Below are 15,838 nucleotides of genomic sequence, written 5' to 3' on the forward strand. Positions count from 1 at the left end.
ATATGTTAGACCAAAAACAACAATCTAATTCATTTGAAGAACGAGTTGAAACAATTAAACAAGGCGGGGCACCGAAATATCATGAGCAAAATAAAGCAAAAGGAAAATTATTCGTTCGAGACCGTTTAGCGCTTCTATTTGATAATGGCGAATATGTAGAAGATGCATTATTTGCTAACTGTGAACAAACAGGCTTACCTGCGGATGGCGTTGTAACGGCAACGGGTAAAATACATGGTCGTACTGCGTGTGTAATGGCCAATGATTCTACTGTAAAAGCTGGATCATGGGGATCACGCACAGTTGAAAAGATTTTACGTATTCAAGAAACAGCTGAAAAACTACGTGTTCCGTTATTTTATTTAGTTGACTCTGCTGGAGCGCGTATTACAGATCAAGTAGAAATGTTCCCAGGGCGCCGCGGTGCAGGAAGAATCTTCTATAATCAAGTGAAGTTATCAGGTAAAGTTCCTCAAGTATGCTTGTTATTTGGACCTTCTGCAGCTGGTGGTGCGTATATTCCAGCCTTTTGTGACGTTGTAATGATGGTAGAGGGAAATGCATCTATGTATTTAGGATCTCCTCGTATGGCTGAGATGGTTATCGGTGAGAAGGTAACTTTAGAAGAGATGGGCGGAGCTCGTATGCATTGCTCTGTATCAGGATGCGGAGATGTTTTATGTAAGACAGAAGAAGATGCGATTACACAAGCAAGACAATACATTTCATATTTTCCAAACAACTATTTAGAAAAGACTCCATTGGTTACACCTCAAGAACCGAAACAATTCGATAAAACGTTAGAACAAATCATTCCAGAAAATCAAAATGCTCCTTTCAATATGAAAGATCTCATTAATAGAGTTATTGATGAGGGTTCATTCTATGAAGTAAAAAAATTATTTGCTCAAGAGCTAATTACAGGCTTAGCACGTATTGATGGTAAGCCAGTTGGTATTATTGCAAATCAGCCGCGTATGAAGGGTGGCGTATTATTCCACGATTCAGCTGATAAAGCTGCTAAGTTTATTAATTTATGCGATGCATATCATATTCCATTATTATTCCTTGCGGATGTACCAGGATTTATGATCGGTACAAAAGTAGAGCGTGCCGGTATTATTCGCCACGGTGCAAAAATGATTTCTGCAATGAGTGAAGCAACTGTACCGAAGATTTCTATCGTTGTTCGTAAAGCATATGGTGCTGGTTTATATGCGATGGCAGGTCCGGCATTTGAACCAGATTGCTGCCTGGCATTACCGACAGCCTCTATTGCGGTAATGGGTCCAGAAGCTGCGGTTAATGCTGTATATGCAAATAAAATTGCAGCTTTACCAGAAGAAGAGCGTGCTAGCTTCATTGCTGAAAAACGTGAAGAGTATAAGAAAGATATTGATATTTATCATTTAGCATCAGAGATGGTGATTGATGGTATTGTTCATCCAAACAATTTACGTGAAGAGTTAAAAGGACGTTTCGAAATGTATATGAGTAAATATCAAGTATTCACGGATCGTAAACATCCTGTATATCCAGTTTAAAAGCCCTATTTAGGGCTTTCTTGCTCAAAAAGTTAAGGAGGGGAAAACATTGAAACAAGCAGTTTGGTTTCCAACAGAAGAGTACAAGGAAAAAACACGTTTATATGGTTGGATGAAATCATTGGGATATGAAGATTATGAAACTTTTTATAATAAATCTATTGAGGAAACAGCTTGGTTTTGGGGAGAGGCAGAAAAAGCAGTTGGCTATCAATGGATGAAACCTTATACAGAAGTATTAGATTTAGAAAATGGTACACCGTTTGCACAGTGGTATAATGGCGGAACATGTAACGTTGTAGAATCAGCTTTATCCCGCTGGCTTGCGGATGAAGAGACGAGAATACAGCCAGCACTTCAGTATGAAGGGGAAAATGGAACTTCAAAATCATTTACATATGAAGAGCTTGATAACTGGGTAAGCCGTGTTGCCAATGGTTTGAAACACGCGGGTATTGAAAAAGGTGACCGTGTAACAATTTATATGCCAATGATTCCAGAAACAGTTGTTGCGATGCTAGCTGTAATGAAAATTGGAGCAATTATTTCACCAATATTCTCAGGCTTTGCGTCTGATGCAGTTATGACACGTGTGCAAGCGGCAGGTTCAAAAATGATTATTACCGCAGATGGATTTTCACGCCGAGGTAAAATTGTTTCTTTAAAAGATGAAGTAGATAAAGCTTGTGAACATTGCCCAACTGTTGAAAAAGTGGTAATCGTTCGTCATGCAGGAAATGATTTTACACCACATAACTATGACTTTTCGTGGAGTACGCTAGAAAAAGAAAAACCATTCATACATGCCGAAGAAATGCAAAGCGATGATCCATTAATGCTCATTTATACATCAGGAACGACTGGTAAGCCGAAAGGAACAGTACACACGCATGCAGGATTTCCTTTGAAAGCAGCCTTTGATGCAGGATTTGGAATGAATATTAAACAAGGTGATCGTGTATTATGGGTAACTGATATGGGCTGGATGATGGGGCCATTTCTATTATTCGGTTCACTCATTAATGGAGCAACGATGGTTATGTACGAAGGTGTTCCAGACTTCCCAGAAGCAGACCGGTTATGGGAGACAGTTGATAAATATGAAATTACTCATCTAGGTATTTCGCCAACGTTAATCCGAGCATTAATGGCAAAAGGTGATGAGTATGTCAATAAACATTCTTTAAAGAGTTTGGAAGTATTCGCATCAACAGGAGAACCTTGGAATCCTGATCCATGGATGTGGCTGTTTGAAACAGTTGGAAAAGGAAATGTTCCAATCTGTAACTACTCAGGTGGAACTGAAATCTCTGGTGGGATTTTCGGTAATGTTCTTATTAAGCCAATCGCACCGATTAGTTTTAACGCATCTTTACCAGGAATGGCAGCTGTCGTACTGGATGATCAAGGTAAACCAATTCGAGATGAAGTCGGAGAATTATGCTTAGAGAAACCTTGGGTAGGTATGACGAAAAGCTTCTGGGAAGATGATGAACGTTACGTGAACACATATTGGTCACGTTTTGAAAATAAATGGGTCCACGGTGACTGGGTCATTTACGATGGTGAACAATATATCATCACAGGGCGTTCAGACGATACGTTAAATATTGCAGGTAAACGTATTGGACCTGCTGAATATGAATCTATTCTTGTGAAACATAACGATGTAATTGAAGCTGCTGCAATTGGTGTACCTGACGAAGTAAAAGGTGAAGTTTGTCATTGTTTTGTAGTATTAAGAGATCATGTAACATTCACAGGAGAATTAAAGAAAGAATTAATGAGTTTAGTAAACTCTCATATTGGAAAAGCGTTGTGTCCTAAAGACATCCACGTTGTAGAAGATTTACCGAAAACACGTAATTCTAAAGTAATGCGCCGTGTTATTAAAGCAGCTTACTTAGGAAAAGAATTAGGTGATTTGTCTTCACTTGTAAATCCTGAAGTAGTTCCGTTTATTCAGGGGTTACAGTCTAGTAAATTATAAAGTTAGAAAGGATCTCTGTATAAATAGAGATCCTTTTTTATGTTTATAAAAAGAAAAGAAGTGAATTTGATGAAGAAGAAAAATTCTACTATTAGTGTTAAGTATGTCTGTTTTATAGTTTTTATTAAAATACGATACTGTGGCATGTTTATTCATTGGAGTAATTAAATTTTGTTAAGGATGAAATTCAATAAAAGCGTTATTTTAATAGGCTGTTACGAAATTTAATTTGAAAGGCACATCCAAATGATAAAAAAAGAGCGCTATAAAATCAGTGCTCTTTTTATTAGAAATTGCTTAGTTCTTAAAAATAAAATCATTACGGACAATTCACAATGGTAATAATGACGCTAGCCATTGTTCCAGGAGAATCAAGAAGAGAAGCAGTAACGGTTACTGTTCCAGGCCCATTAGCGGCTAGAAATACAGCGGTAAAGTTACCTGAGGCATTGGTAATGACAGCAAGAGGAACCATGAAAGCAAGAGATGGGTTACTAAACGAAAAACTGACCACTACCCCTGGAGTAGGAATACCGTTTACTAATACTTGACCCGAAAAAAATAAAGTATTATTTCCTTGAGTGGATACACATGCTGTGGTTTCGTTAGAAGTCAAGGTAATAGATGCAGGTCCAGCAGGAAGATTAAATCCAGTTGGTCCAGTTGGTCCAGTTGGTCCAGTTGATCCAGTTGGTCCAGTTGATCCAGTTGGTCCAGTTGGTCCAGTTGGTCCAGTTGATCCAGTTGATCCAGTTGATCCGGTTGGTCCAGTTGATCCAGTTGATCCAGTTGATCCGGTTGGTCCGGTTGGCCCAGTCGGTCCAGTTGATCCGGTTAATCCAGTAGCTCCTGTAGAACCGGTGGGACCGGTAGGGAATTGAAAAGGTTGAACAGTTGGAAGTGTAGGTCCAATAGAACCGGGATTAAGTGCAGCAAAAGATAAAAACTCGTCCATTATTTATCACCTCTAAAAATCGTATTACTAATAGTAAATGTAATGATAGAGCAAAGTGAAACGGACAAGCGGTTTTATTTTAACAAATTAAACAAAGTAGTTATATGATAGAAAGAGAGATTAGTATGATTCCTTTAGAAATTAAATATAAAAAGGCGATTATCTTCAAATCGCCTTTTAGGTAATGCCGTGTAATTTTATTCAGTTATTTGAAATATAGTTTCATTCGGTTTGGAAAATCCATACAGTTTCCTTGCGAATTTTAAAATTTCTTCTTCACTACTTGTTAAAGCCTTGACATCCTTGTTAAGGGAATGACCATCCTTCTTTACAGAAGATAATTTTTGTTGTTCCGTATTAAGTGTGATTTGTTTTTCTTTAATCATTTCTTGTTGGTTATTCAGAGAATATTGAAGGACAAAAATTATAGGTAATATAAAAGCCAAAGTAGTTATAATACGGCGTCTTGTTTTTTTTATACTACCTTGTTGGTTATTAGGATTCACTTGCTGTGAGGGTATATTAGGATTTGATTGGTGTGATGATACTTTTGGGATGTTTCCCATTAAAATGCCTCCATTACTGATTGTCGAATTTAAACCGTTTAATAGTATTATAAATGTTCAATAAGGATTTTAGAAGATATTTTAATATAGGTGAGTTTTGTAAAGTTTAAACAAAATCTTTATTTAAATAAAAGAAACCCCGCTTGTCTCTGGGGTTTCTGAAGGCAATGAAAGTACTCGACTAATTAAAGATTCCATGAATTTTTTGCTGAAAATACTGGTGAATTCGTCTGAAGTAATGAGGGCATCTAAAGCTTTATACGTACGTGAAGTAATTAAAAATCGATTTATAAGAGTTAGCTTGTTTTTTCTTAATAGCCCACCTAATCAGTAAATACATATGTCTGTTGAAATCTTTACGTGTTCATTGATAAAAAGCTGATTATATTCAGTCAGCTTTTTGTATAATACATTCTAGTATTTATCGGTTCCAAAAGACATATTCTTTCCTTTAAGTTGGCATCGAAAATATTACCAATTTTTCCTTTTACAATGGCAACAAATAAAGAAACATTTACAACGACACTTATTTCGTTTAGAACTCCAATCATCATCACGATGACACTTTTCTTTAGATTTCCACCAATCATCATTACAATGTTTTTCCTGAGAACTCCAATCGTCATCACAATGACACTTTTCTTTAGATTTCCACCAATCATCACAACAATGCTTTTTCTGAGAACTCCAGCAATCATTTTTCCAGGACATTTATTTCTACCTCCTTTCAATAGTGTTCATATTATTCTATGTTTTAATAAAAAAATTGCTTGTTTATTAACCTACTATTTTATCTTTATATGATAGAGTGTCTTCTACTCGATATAGAATTCATACAAACTATGCTAATTTTTAAGAGAAAGTGGAGAGAACTACTACTAGTTATGGTATTTTTCAATAAACACTTGTTGAAGAAAATGTTCTGATTACAAATAATATCTTATTTTCGAGTACGCTTTTTAAATGTATATTTCACAATGAAAAATGGGAAATCCACAAATAAAGTCTATGTATATGTGAGTTAATGGGAAAATCTAGTGTGTTTTTAAGGGGCGTCTTATTTAAAAGAAGAAAGGTTTGTTTTAGAAAGTGGTGTCTAAACATTAAATGGAGTAGGACTAAATTCACGGCCGCTCATTAAAAAGCTTTTAATTAGGAGAAGTCTGTTTTTATAATGAATAATGAAAAGAAAGTTTGGTACAATTGTTTGTTTTTTTCTTTTTATGTGTTTGCCTCGTACCCTTTTAAGCTAGTGGACATACTTTACTAATAGAAAGGATTAGGGGGTGAGGTATTGGGTTCTCGATTTAATAATTGTAAAAAGAAGTGTACATGTAAACAAGATGATTGTTGGGAAGTATTCGAAGAGTGTAAAAAAGAACAGCATGAGAAATGTGATAATTCTTGTGTACAAGGAATTAGAGATGAACTTAAGAAATTAATTAATCGAACAGTTCAAATTAATACAGAGGGACGTACTTATGTAGGTACTGTTTCGTCTGTAAGTTGTGATGTAGTTAGGCTTGCGGCTATTCCTGGATCGGTTGGAGTAATTATTTCCATTTGCAAAATTGAAGCAATTTTCCCACCGGTTACAACGGTTACTGCTGACTTTGATTTTAATGGTATTGATGTAGCAAACAAAGCATAATTATGCTGCTTTTTTGTAAAGCCATTCACATGAATGGCTTTATTTTAATTTTATATAAAAGGAGAATATATTCTTTATATAGAAATAAGTTTGAGGTTATAAAACATGATGTACGAAAGGAGCAAGGAAGTGATTAAACTAGAAAGCTTTAAGAAATCTGATTTTAAACAATTAATAAATTGGATTAATTCCGAAGAATTTCTAATACAATGGTCAGGAAATGCATTCACATTTCCTTTAGACGAACAGCAATTAGAGAAGTATATAGAAAGTGCAAATACACTCGCTTTCAAAGTGGTAGATGAAGAGACTTCAGACGTTATTGGACATATTTCGCTTGGGCAAATAGATAATATTAATAAGTCCGCTAGAATTGGAAAAGTATTAGTTGGTAATACGAAGATGAGAGGACGTTCTATAGGAAAACATATGATGAAAGCAGTACTTCATATTGCTTTTGACGAATTAAAACTACATAGAGTAACTCTTGGTGTGTATGATTTTAATACATCGGCTATTTCATGTTACGAAAAAATAGGGTTTGTAAAAGAAGGCTTATTAAGAGAGTCAAAAAGAGTAGGAGAAACGTATTGGAATTTATGGGAAATGAGTATGTTAGAATATGAATGGAAGAAGTAGCAACGATAGTAATTTATAATTATATTATGTTAACAAAGGGGTTTGGTGGGTATAGTGGATAATAAAACAAAAATAATTTCAATTGCAGCTGTTTCGGGGGGAGGTAAAACTACAATTACAGAAAGATTAAAGCATAAGTTTAAAAACTCAAAAGCTCTATATTTTGATAGTTACACATTTGATAAATCTCCTGCTGATATTTGTAAATGGATTGATGATGGGGCGAATTACGACGAGTGGGTATTAACACCATTAATTCATGATATTGAGCAACTTATACAAAATAATACCTTAGACTATATTATTGTAGATTATCCTTTTGCATACTTAAATAGTGAGATGCGAAAATTCATTGATGTAACTATATTTATTGATACGCCTTTAGATATTGCGATGGCTAGAAGGATTTTGCGAGATTTTAAGGAAGGTACAATAGATGAAATACATAATGATTTGGAACATTACATGACATATGCGAGAAAAGCTTATTTAGAGGCAATTCATACTGTTAAGCCGAATTCAGATATCATATTGGATGGTTCTTTATCTGTAAGTGAAATAATTAATCACGCTGTAGAGGAACTTGGCCGAAGAGAAGTGATTGTCAATGGTTAAATGTATAACAGATGCTGTTAGGTGGATAATTGAAGTAAGGGAGAGATAAATGTGTACACTTTATTTCAATATAATTGGCAAGTAAGAGATGATTGGTTTAAGTGGTGTGAACAACTTTCAGAGGAAGATTTACTTTGCAAACTGGTGGTATTTTAGAAACATTATTTCATATTGTAGATGTAGAGTATAGTTGGATTAGTGCTCTTCAAGGATAAGAAGATAGAGAACAGCAATTTAAAGATTATCAATCGATTCGAAAAGTGAAAGCGTTATTTAATTTATATAAACGAGAACTTGAAGTTTTTTTGCAGTCATAATTATCTAGCCTAGAATGCTAGCACACTTAAAATAAGCCGTATAAAAAGTTAATCATTGTGTGCTTTGATTATATAATGTCGGCGAAATAAATAGTGTGAAGGACAGCTATCTTAACAAGTGTTTCATGTAACGTTCATATACTTTAATTTTTTATAATTAATTAAATTTGAATTTTGTTTGTTGTTAAGAAAAGGTGAGAAGAAAATAAAAAAAGAGGGCTAATGCCCTCTTTTTCTTTTAATTTGGTAATTAATCACAGATTGGTATCCCAAGCACTCTTAGAGCTAATGCTACTTGAAGGGAAATCTCTAATCTAGCAATTTCAATACCAGCTACTGAAAGAACTAAAAAAGGTTGTCCGTTTACAAATACAACGCAACTATCCATAGTTAAACCTCCTTTCTAGTAATTTACTATAGTATATGAGTAGAACTTTAAAATGTAATAGTTCAATTGTTGGATTTAATAGAATTAATAGATTAACCCATTTAAACTAAACAAACGAACACAACGAAAGGAAACAGAGATGGATGTATGCCTCAAAAAACATAGGTTTTAAGACATGTAATGGGATATGAAATTCATCATATTGGTCAGCTGTCTGTATGGGCGAGGAAGTTAAACTTGCAACCAGTTTCAGCAAATTTGAAGAGGATGATAGAATTAAAAACCGACTTGCATCTTAAGCGCAAGTCGGTTTTATATATATAAGAAGATTTCTTAATTGAAATCCTCGGATTTTTTCTGACGTATATGTAAAAACATTAAGGTGGTAATGATTAAAAAAATCATTATAGTTTGTATAATTAAATTTTTAAACTGAAGCAATATTGTCCAAGATGTAAGGGCGTCTTTAAAAGCTTGGAGTGCAGAGTACGAGGAAGGATCAAAACCATACTGTAGCAACTTTTTTGTTTCAATAAATGAAATGTTTTCTTCATCTGCATCTAATATTACTGAAATTAGTCTAGTATCTCCAAGTTTTGCTGTACTGACAAAACTATAATTACCGTTAGTTGAAAAACTAGTTTGTAAGCCATCAACACCTTGAAGTTTAATGTTTTCATTAAGGGAATATATCATTTTATTCGTATTGAAAACCTGGGAATCTTTGAAGGTAAATTGGTAAGAGGTTAGTTTCGTAATATTCAATACATCTGGAAAATCTTTTACTAATTTTGCTGCTAGTTTAGCTGCGTCTATCGCTGTTGTAGTTGATTGTTTATCTGTATCATTATTAATTCCAGTAGAGTTTAGAAATGGAGATGGTTGTAATAACTTTAGTTCTTTTGCTTTTTTATTCATTAATACTGTAAAGTTATCTTCATTTCCAGCAATGTGTTCTGCTAGAGCGAGTGCAGAACGATTATTCCCTGCCAGTAGCAATGCATGAAGTAAATCACGAACCGTTGTTTTATCATTCGATGTTACTTGTATAGGGCTTGTTTCTACTCGGAAAACTTCGTTACTTATTTGTACTAAGTCATCTAACTGTATTTTTCTATCATTTAGTTGCTCCAATACGATATATTCTGTCATTAATTTAGATAAAGCAGCTGATTGTACCGGAGTTTCTTCATTTTTTTTATAAACAATTTCACCTGAATTAGCATTTATTAAAATAGCTGATTTAGCTTGAATAATCGGACCATTTACATAAAGATAAAAATATAAAACGATAAGTGCGGTAATAAAAAAAGATAATAATAAAATAGCGAATTTCTTTAAGAATTGCATAAGCGATCCTCCTATTATGACATCAATACTAGTATTGTAAAAAGGAATGCTTAATTAGGAAGAAAGAAAAGGTAAAGAATTTCTAAAGAATTATAAAGGATTATTAAATTTTGGTTATTAATGGAAAAAGTTCAATTTCTTATATGATAAGAAATTGAACTTTTTATTTATAATATTAACATTTGTATGGGAGTAGTTTTACAGTGAATGTTGTTTTTTCATCATCACTATATACTTCAATTGTTCCTTTATGCAATTCGACTATACTTTTTGCAATAGCTAATCCAAGTCCAGATCCACCAGTGTTTGTAGAGCGAGATTTCTCAACGCGATAAAAACGTTCAAAAATATGAGGTAAATCCGTACTAGGAATAGGTTGCCCGTAATTTGTTATATCAATTGTAATCATATTATTGCTTTCATAAGCAGTAAGGTCAATATAGCGACCTTCGCTTCCATAAGCGATAGCGTTTATAATAAGATTTTCAAACACACGCACTAATTTTTCACCATCAGCTAATACCATGAGCTTTTGAGATGGGAAAGAAGGTCGACATTCTATATTTGCTTCTTGAAATTGTATATGGAATTGAACAGTTAATTGCCCAAGTAACTCTACTATGTCAATAGGGACAGAATACAAGCTTAACTCTTTATTTTGAACACGTGTATATTCGAACAAGTCATTCATTAATGCATTAAGACGAGTTACTTTATCGTAAATGACTTGAATATAGTATCGCAATTCTACTTCATCTCTATAATTATCATGATGGATTAAATTTACGTATCCAACTATAGAAGTAAGGGGAGTGCGTAAGTCATGTGATACATTTGTAATAAGTTCACTTTTTGCTTGTTCCGCTTGTCTTTCTTCATCAATGGAGACTTTTAATTGTTCAACAATTTCATTGACCCCGATTGCTAATTCTTCTAGATAATTATGATTTACAATAGAAACTTTATGATTGAAGTTTCCATTTGCAATATAACGAATTTCTTCTATCATTTTTTTAATACAAGTTTCATAGTAAAGTTTTTTCTCGTGACGATAAAAAATGTAAAGATAGGATGAAAAAATAGAAAATAAAAACAAATAAGATACAATCATCATCCATAACGATTCTTTAATCCCTTTATACTTTTCATAACCAAAAATTCGAATGAATTCTTTACCGAGTTCAGTTAGAGTAAGTGAACTCTCAATTACACTCGTAACGAGGCGATAAATAATTAATTCAGTAATAGGCGTGAGTGTGATAGCCAATAAGAGCCAAAAAATAAGTTTCCATTTAGGGATATCTTTTAATATATCAAATGCTTCATTTCTCAATTTTATAGCCAACTCCCCAAACAGTGTGAATAAATTTTTCTCCATTTATTACTGTTTCAAGTTTATCCCGTAAGTTGCTAATATGGACCATTACAGTCTTATTTGAACCGTAACCATCTTCATTCCAAACGCGTTCAAAAATTTCTTCTGAACTAAATACTCTTCCTGTATTACTTGCAAGCAAATATAAAATATCGAATTCAATAGAGGTTAGTTTAATATACTCTCCATTTACTTTAACAGTATGATTATGTTTGTGTATTTCAACAGAGCGAATACGAATAATACCATCTTCATTCTTTTGCGAAGTAGCGTTTTGGAAAGATGATCTTCGTAATAAAGCTTTCACTCTTGCTACTAATTCTAATGGATTGAATGGCTTGATCATATAATCATCGGCACCTGTCATAAGACCTAATATTTTATCCATATCTTCTGCTTTTGCACTAAGCATTAGAATTGGTACAGTATTATTTTCACGCACTTCCTGACAAACTTCTAAACCGTTTCGCTTTGGCATCATAATATCCAAAATCATAAGGTCAACTTCATATGTAGAAACCTTTTGCAATGCTTCATCACCATCATAAGCTTTATAAATGTTATAGCCTTCATTTCGCAAATAAACAGCAAGTAATTCAACAATTTCTTTATCATCATCAATAATTAATATGTTTTTATTCATTGTGTAGTTCCTTTCCTTACAAATCATCAACATTACTATAATATCAAACATTTATGTACTTGTAGCGATGATTCTGTATAAAATTTCATGTAACGTATTAAAAAGGAGTAAAAAGATTAATAACGAATATAAAATAACGAGGATATTTAGATTCTACATTATAATGAAAGTTAGTTATAAGGGGGATTTTCTATGTTATGTAATGATATATATTCATTTACTCCAACTGGAAAAATAGAAAATGATATTAAAGCTTTTCTACTAAAATATAATAAAGAGTTTACATATAAACATTCAATTCGTGTGGCAAATGAGGCAAAAAAGATTGCAGAAAAGTTTCACGTAGATAAAGAAAAAGCAGCAATTGCAGGATATTTACATGATATTAGTGGCATTTTTCCGAACGAGGAGCGGATTGCAGTTGCTGAAGAATTTGGTGTAGAAATAGTGGAAGCAGAAAGAAAGTTTCCTATGATCATTCATCAAAAACTATCGAGAGTAATCGCAAAAGAAATATTTAAAGTAGAAGATGAAGAGATTTTAAATGCAATTTGTTGCCACACAACGTTGCGTAAACATGCAACGAAGATGGATTTAGTATTATTTGTTGCAGATAAAATAGAATGGGATCAAAAAGGGACACCACCATATTTAATAGAAATAAAAAAAGGATTGGAAAAATCTTTGGAAAAAGCAGCTTTTGTATATATTTCATATTTGTGGGAAAGGAAAGATACATTGAAAGTTATACATCCATGGCTAGAACAAGCATACTGGGATTTAAAAGGAATTGTACAGTAGAAAGGACAAGGAAATGCAATTAAAAGAATATGTGAATCAAACATTTCCAGGAGTTACATTAGTACCCTACTTATATTCTTAGTGGGAAAATCATTTACATTTTGATTTTGGAAAAGATAAATATCAAATTGTAGAAGGAACCGACGATTTAAATATGGAATACTTTTCTCAACTATATACATATAATAAATTCTTATTTGAAGACATATTTTCAAAAGAAGATGTAGTGTTTGTAGTGACAAATGTTTATAGATTTAAAAAGGAAAATATAAAAACTCCACAGAAAATAAATGTATACAATAAATATATTAAGAAAAGAGATTTAAGATTTCATATAAGACAAGAAACGTTACCGTTTCTATTTGAAGATGAAGAAGCAGATTTATATTGTACATATCAATTTTCTTTAAAATGTCTTGCGGAAGATATTAAGTATAAATTGCTTATACAAGCTGCTAATTATGAGGATTTCTCTGCTCTGTATCCTCGATTTGGACGAAAAAAAGAAATTTCTTATCCAAATGTATTTCTCATAAATGCAACGAAAGATATTGTCATGTTTATGTATGATAATAGAGGAAGTGAAGTAATTGGGAAGAATAAAGAAATAATACGAGATTTATATAAGAAATATAAAGAATGGATTCTAGATTATGAATGAGAAAGTATAGATAACTCATTTAAATGACAATAGGGGAAGTGAAGCGTGTAATGAAACGTATTGCAATTGTCTCTGCATGGGAACCAGAACTGACGTATTTGCATCAACATTATCCAAGTGAACGTGTTGAAAAAAGAGCAGCTTGGGAATTTCATTTTCATACTATTAATGAGCTGGAAATTATATCAGTTGTTACTGGTGTCGGTAAAGTAAGCTGCGCTAGTTGTGTACAATTGTTAATTAGTGAGTTTCAGCCAGATGAGTTGTTTATGACAGGAATATGCGGAAGTTTATCAAACAAGGTGAAAAACGGTCATATTGTAGTCGCACTAAACGCAATACAACATGATGTTACTGCTGCTGGTTCAGGAGAAGATGTTTTTAATTTATATAACGGTAGAACAGCACCTATTGAAACAACAAAATCACTTGTAAGAAGAATAAAAAAAATACGATCGTATGATCCGATACATTTCGGTACATTTTTATCAGGAGATCAACGTATTCGTAGTTCAGAAATGAGATATTTACTCCATACCGTATATGGAGCATTGGCAGTTGATCAAGAAGTAGCAGCTTTCGCCTATGTATGCCAAATAAATAAAAAACCATTTCTCTGTTTAAAAGCTGCTTCAGATCAAGCAAATGATAAAACGAAAGAAGAACAAAAAATCTTTAAAATGCTAGCATGTGAAAGAGCATGTGAGCATTTAATTGCTTTTTTACGTGTTTATGAGGTTAATGTAGTAAATAATAGATAGTTTGTTATAAAACAAATCAATAGTGAGTTATATGTAGGGAAATGTCCGCTCATTTCAAATTAAGAGCTGAAATTTATAATAGATGGAATATATTATATGGGTACACGTTGAGTTTAATATAAGCAGTTGGAGGGCAATTTTATATGATTCAATATAAAAGGTGTAGTGAAGTAAATATTGATTTAGTATATGAAGCTTTTAAAGATGGATTTTCAGATTACATTATTAAGATGGAGGTTTCAAAAGAGGATTTTATACAACGTTTTTTGGGACCAGAAGGTAATTTGCTAGAACATTCTTTTCTTGCTTTAGAAGAAGGCAAATCTGTTGGCGTAATACTAGGTGGCATAAAGGATTATGAAAGTATAAAGACTATGCGCTGCGGAACATTAGCGGTTCATCCTAATTACCGCGGTATTGGTGTGAGTCAAAAATTATTTGAACTGCATAAAGAAGAGGCGATTCAACATGGATGTAAGCAACTTTTTCTCGAAGTCATTGTAGGAAACGACCGAGCGATTCATTTTTATAATAAGTTGGGCTATGAAAAAGTGTACGATCTTTCTTATTATAATTTAAATGATTTGACTAAAATAAAGAATAAAGTTTGTAAGGATATTGAAGTAAAACAATTAGAATTTCCAACTTTTAAAGATGAAATTCAGAAATGGTTAAACTTCCATATAAATTGGCAAAATGATATTGATTATATCAAAAAAACAAATAATGTATTTTATGGTGCATATGTTGATAATGACTTAAAAGGCTCTCTATGCGTAACTGAACAAGGTAAAATTAGTTTTATTTTCGTAGACAAAGGTTATAGAAATATTGGTGTTGGGATGAAATTATTACAAGTAGCAAGAGAAGAATTAAATTTATCAAGTTTATCAATTGGGTTTCCTAACAATAATTTATTAGAGGGTTTTTTTAAGAAATGTGGATTTGAAAAGAATTCTTTAGCGCAATATGAAATGTATTTATTACTCTAAGAGCGGAAAGATTTATTCTTTTCGTTTTTTATTTTGCTGTTATGTTGGTAAATGCTCCGCAATTATAATTTATAATGAGAGGGATTTTGTTTATCCTTAAGTTATTTTTTTAATTGTCAATTTCTTGCTAATAATTTTCTTTGTATAATATTCTAATTTTATGTAGAATAGATACGATGGGAGGGGATGAAAATGAATAATGGATTAAAGTTTAAGATTTTTGAATTGCATTGTCTCGTTCAAAAGACTTATTCTGATATTAAAATAGCATGTGATATTGCTATTTATCAAGAAAACACTTCTAAATATTTAATTTCATTAGGATTTTTAAATAAATCATATATGACTTATATAGAAGCAAAAAGATTCTATCGCGAAAATGAAGAGCTTGTAAGTGTAGAATTTGATAATTTTTTTGATATGTATGATAAATTAGAAAATGAATTAAAACAAGTTATTTCAACTGAAGATAAAAATCCTTCATCGCTACATAACAGATTTGATCAGTTTCAGCAGAAAGTTGAAAATATAAATGACCTAATAAAAGTATTGCAAAATGCTCGTTAACGAATGCTTTTTTCTTTTTTGTA

The 15,838-nt window shown here is 32.6% G+C and carries 17 protein-coding genes and 4 pseudogenes; 14 read left to right on the top strand and 7 right to left on the bottom strand.

The window, feature by feature from the left end; genetic code table 11:
- The first annotated feature begins 2 nt into the window (after positions 1-2).
- The 4 genes from HFD78_RS20275 to HFD78_RS29585 all read left to right on the top strand — a co-directional run bounded on the left by HFD78_RS20275 (position 3) and on the right by HFD78_RS29585 (position 4,415).
- Positions 3-1,544: an acyl-CoA carboxylase subunit beta gene (locus HFD78_RS20275; protein ID WP_000886744.1), complete on the top strand. Its 1,542-nt coding sequence runs from the start codon at positions 3-5 to the stop codon at positions 1,542-1,544.
- 49 nt (positions 1,545-1,593) lie between these two features.
- Positions 1,594-3,534, top strand: coding sequence for an AMP-binding protein (locus tag HFD78_RS20280; protein WP_000806481.1), 1,941 nt, complete (start codon positions 1,594-1,596; stop codon positions 3,532-3,534).
- A gap of 335 nt (positions 3,535-3,869) precedes the next feature.
- Positions 3,870-4,085, top strand: a complete 216-nt coding sequence (locus HFD78_RS29580) for a hypothetical protein (protein WP_000236249.1) — start codon at positions 3,870-3,872, stop codon at positions 4,083-4,085.
- A 45-nt stretch (positions 4,086-4,130) separates the two neighbouring features.
- Entirely contained in the window at positions 4,131-4,415 is a 285-nt protein-coding gene (locus HFD78_RS29585) for a hypothetical protein (RefSeq protein WP_238797739.1), read from the top strand.
- Between the two features lie 17 nt (positions 4,416-4,432).
- Here the strand turns inward: HFD78_RS29585 and HFD78_RS29980 are convergent.
- The 3 genes and pseudogenes from HFD78_RS29980 to HFD78_RS20295 all read right to left on the bottom strand — a co-directional run.
- Positions 4,433-4,489, bottom strand: a pseudogene (locus HFD78_RS29980) (exosporium leader peptide-containing protein); the annotation flags it as partial.
- Positions 4,490-4,686: 197 nt separating this feature from the next.
- On the bottom strand, positions 4,687-5,055 hold the full coding sequence (locus tag HFD78_RS20290; RefSeq protein ID WP_000526883.1) for an FtsB family cell division protein: 369 nt from the start codon (positions 5,053-5,055) through the stop codon (positions 4,687-4,689).
- A 392-nt stretch (positions 5,056-5,447) separates the two neighbouring features.
- A complete protein-coding gene (locus HFD78_RS20295) occupies positions 5,448-5,786 on the bottom strand; it encodes a hypothetical protein (RefSeq protein ID WP_080002009.1) in 339 nt (112 codons plus the stop codon).
- Between the two features lie 563 nt (positions 5,787-6,349).
- Between HFD78_RS20295 and HFD78_RS20300 the strand changes: the two genes are divergently transcribed.
- From HFD78_RS20300 to HFD78_RS20315, 4 genes and pseudogenes are all read left to right on the top strand, one after another.
- Positions 6,350-6,706 carry a hypothetical protein gene (locus HFD78_RS20300; RefSeq protein ID WP_000535577.1) on the top strand — a complete coding sequence of 119 codons (357 nt, stop codon included), beginning with the start codon at positions 6,350-6,352 and terminating at the stop codon, positions 6,704-6,706.
- Between the two features lie 105 nt (positions 6,707-6,811).
- Positions 6,812-7,345, top strand: coding sequence for a GNAT family N-acetyltransferase (locus HFD78_RS20305; RefSeq protein WP_000990082.1), 534 nt, complete (start codon positions 6,812-6,814; stop codon positions 7,343-7,345).
- A gap of 45 nt (positions 7,346-7,390) precedes the next feature.
- Complete coding sequence (locus tag HFD78_RS20310; RefSeq protein ID WP_000513265.1) at positions 7,391-7,960, top strand: nucleoside/nucleotide kinase family protein; 570 nt, start codon at positions 7,391-7,393, stop codon at positions 7,958-7,960.
- Positions 7,961-8,011: 51 nt separating this feature from the next.
- Positions 8,012-8,271, top strand: a pseudogene (locus HFD78_RS20315) (DinB family protein); the annotation flags it as partial.
- Between the two features lie 256 nt (positions 8,272-8,527).
- Here the strand turns inward: HFD78_RS20315 and HFD78_RS20320 are convergent.
- On the bottom strand, positions 8,528-8,665 hold the full coding sequence (locus HFD78_RS20320; RefSeq protein WP_000376554.1) for a DUF3956 domain-containing protein: 138 nt from the start codon (positions 8,663-8,665) through the stop codon (positions 8,528-8,530).
- Between the two features lie 165 nt (positions 8,666-8,830).
- Between HFD78_RS20320 and HFD78_RS20325 the strand changes: the two are divergent.
- Positions 8,831-8,989, top strand: a pseudogene (locus HFD78_RS20325) (DinB family protein); the annotation flags it as partial.
- A 9-nt stretch (positions 8,990-8,998) separates the two neighbouring features.
- On the opposite strand, the gene HFD78_RS20330 reads toward HFD78_RS20325, so the two are convergent.
- The 3 genes from HFD78_RS20330 to HFD78_RS20340 form a co-directional block, all read right to left on the bottom strand.
- Complete coding sequence (locus HFD78_RS20330; protein WP_001160052.1) at positions 8,999-10,015, bottom strand: D-alanyl-D-alanine carboxypeptidase family protein; 1,017 nt, start codon at positions 10,013-10,015, stop codon at positions 8,999-9,001.
- Positions 10,016-10,190: 175 nt separating this feature from the next.
- Complete coding sequence (locus tag HFD78_RS20335) at positions 10,191-11,348, bottom strand: sensor histidine kinase (protein WP_001243306.1); 1,158 nt, start codon at positions 11,346-11,348, stop codon at positions 10,191-10,193.
- Positions 11,338-12,033 carry a response regulator transcription factor gene (locus tag HFD78_RS20340; protein WP_001038807.1) on the bottom strand — a complete coding sequence of 232 codons (696 nt, stop codon included), beginning with the start codon at positions 12,031-12,033 and terminating at the stop codon, positions 11,338-11,340. The genes HFD78_RS20335 and HFD78_RS20340 overlap by 11 nt, the downstream gene beginning before the upstream one ends.
- Before the next feature lie 192 nt (positions 12,034-12,225).
- Here HFD78_RS20340 and yqeK point away from each other — a divergent pair, with 192 nt between their 5' ends.
- The 5 genes and pseudogenes from yqeK to HFD78_RS20365 all read left to right on the top strand — a co-directional run bounded on the left by yqeK (position 12,226) and on the right by HFD78_RS20365 (position 15,815).
- Positions 12,226-12,834 carry a bis(5'-nucleosyl)-tetraphosphatase (symmetrical) YqeK gene (gene yqeK, locus HFD78_RS20345; protein ID WP_000882444.1) on the top strand — a complete coding sequence of 203 codons (609 nt, stop codon included), beginning with the start codon at positions 12,226-12,228 and terminating at the stop codon, positions 12,832-12,834.
- Positions 12,835-12,847: 13 nt separating this feature from the next.
- A pseudogene (locus HFD78_RS20350) lies at positions 12,848-13,495 on the top strand (DUF3885 domain-containing protein).
- Between the two features lie 23 nt (positions 13,496-13,518).
- The gene (gene mtnN / locus HFD78_RS20355; RefSeq protein WP_001987381.1) at positions 13,519-14,256 is read left to right on the top strand and encodes a 5'-methylthioadenosine/S-adenosylhomocysteine nucleosidase; all 738 of its coding nucleotides are present in this window, start codon (positions 13,519-13,521) and stop codon (positions 14,254-14,256) included.
- 143 nt (positions 14,257-14,399) lie between these two features.
- Positions 14,400-15,248: a GNAT family N-acetyltransferase gene (locus HFD78_RS20360; protein ID WP_000617062.1), complete on the top strand. Its 849-nt coding sequence runs from the start codon at positions 14,400-14,402 to the stop codon at positions 15,246-15,248.
- Positions 15,249-15,440: 192 nt separating this feature from the next.
- Entirely contained in the window at positions 15,441-15,815 is a 375-nt protein-coding gene (locus HFD78_RS20365) for a hypothetical protein (protein WP_001059023.1), read from the top strand.
- Positions 15,816-15,838: the final 23 nt, after the last annotated feature.

Source organism: Bacillus sp. EKM501B (genome assembly GCF_011800505.1).
Classification (GTDB): domain Bacteria; phylum Bacillota; class Bacilli; order Bacillales; family Bacillaceae_G; genus Bacillus_A; species Bacillus_A cereus.